The organism is Streptomyces sp. NPDC001709 (assembly GCF_053596375.1).
In genome coordinates, this window is the sequence record NZ_JBSFGB010000144.1 from 1 (window position 1) to 1,522 (window position 1,522).

Below are 1,522 nucleotides of genomic sequence, written 5' to 3' on the forward strand. Positions count from 1 at the left end.
TCAGGTCGGGTGCGTAGGCCGGCAGGAAGTAGCAAGTGATCCAGTCGTGGGTGTCCATGAACGCCCGCAGCCGGCGGTCTCTGTGGACGTTCAGGATGCCCCTATGTTGCGTCAAGCGGCAGGAGACGAGGCAGGGCGGGATGGCGGCGGCTGGATCTGGCCGTAGATCTCACGGGCGACGTAGCGTTTGAGACAGCGGATTATCTCGCGTTTCGACATGCCCTGTTTCGTGCGTCGTTCGAGGTAGAGACGTGTCCGGGCATCACGGCGTAGTCGAGTCACGACGATGCGGTAGAGGGCGGCGTTGGCCTGCCGGTTTCCTCCGCGGTTCAGCCTGCGACGCTGGGTCTTTCCGGAAGACTGCTCGACGGGGCTGACGCCGCACAGAGCCGCGAATGATGCTTCGCTGGCCAGCCTTTCCGGGTTGTCGCCAGCGGCGATCAGAAGGGCAGCGGCGCTGTCGGGCCCGACGCCGACGATGTCCAGGAGCTGCGGATGGCGGCGACGCACAGCCGCGGTGATCCGGCGGGCGAGTTCCTTCACTTCGGCGGTCAACTGCTGGATGCGCCGGGCCAGCAGCCGGAGAGTGAAGACGGCTGCGTTGCCGGCGTCGGGAAGGTCGGCACACGTGGTGATCAGGGCTGTGTTGCTGAGGCTGCACAGGTTCTCGCGCAGCTCGGGATCGATGCCGAGAAGTACGGCCTTGAGCTGGTTCTTTGCCTGTGTGCGGGCCTTGACGGCCGATTCCTTCGCCAGCCGGAGCACGCGCATGTCGGCCGCTGGGCCCTCACCGGTCTTGGGCGTGACGTCAGCGCGTCCGGACAGCACCGCGCGGGCGGCGGCCTCCGCATCGACGGCGTCGGTCTTGCCGCGGTTGCGGCGCAGGGCACGGTCCGGCTGATTGACCTCGATGACTTGGATGTTCTCGCAGCTCAAGAAGCGTGCCAGGGCCGCTCCGTAGGATCCGGTGCACTCCACACCTGCTCGGCGCAGGGCACCGAAAGAGCGTGCCCAGGCCAGGAGTTGGCGGTATCCGACGGCGGTAACCGGGAACTGTTGGTGGGCCAGCAGTACCCCGAGCGCGGTGATCACAGCGGCGACATGCACGTCCTTGTGGGTATCCACCCCCAAGATCACGTCCTCTGCCGGCGGTTCTTCCGGCTTTGGGGGCAGAGTCGGCTGGGGCATGCTGGTGATGGTCACGCGGCTCCTCGATCGGCACGGGGCTGTGGCCGACGCCGGGCCGGTGGGCGGTCAGAACTGTGACGGTGCCTTGTGTGGCAAGGCCCCTATTGGGACACGCCCGCTGGCCCGGCGGCAGCAAGCACCGCCCGGGACCAGGGCCGACAGATCCTGAACAAGGCAGCTACGGCCAGTTGTCCCACGGGTCAGACCCTGGCCCCGGACGACGCCCCATGAGTCTCACAGTTGTCCCATATGAGCACGATCGGCGCGCCGAGCTGCTGGTGGGCAGCGACGAGCAGGTCGCGGTAATCGGTCCAGGTGAAACTGCGTCTGCCGC

General features: G+C 67.0%; 1 protein-coding gene and 2 pseudogenes. All 3 read right to left on the reverse strand.

Going from position 1 to position 1,522, the window contains the following annotated elements; translation table 11 throughout:
• Positions 1-94 (reverse strand): annotated as a pseudogene (locus ACWC0C_RS48320) (transposase); the annotation flags it as partial.
• A gap of 17 nt (positions 95-111) precedes the next feature.
• A complete protein-coding gene (locus ACWC0C_RS48325; protein ID WP_450871547.1) occupies positions 112-1,188 on the reverse strand; it encodes an IS110 family transposase in 1,077 nt (358 codons plus the stop codon).
• A gap of 227 nt (positions 1,189-1,415) precedes the next feature.
• Positions 1,416-1,522, reverse strand: a pseudogene (locus ACWC0C_RS48330) (transposase); the annotation flags it as partial.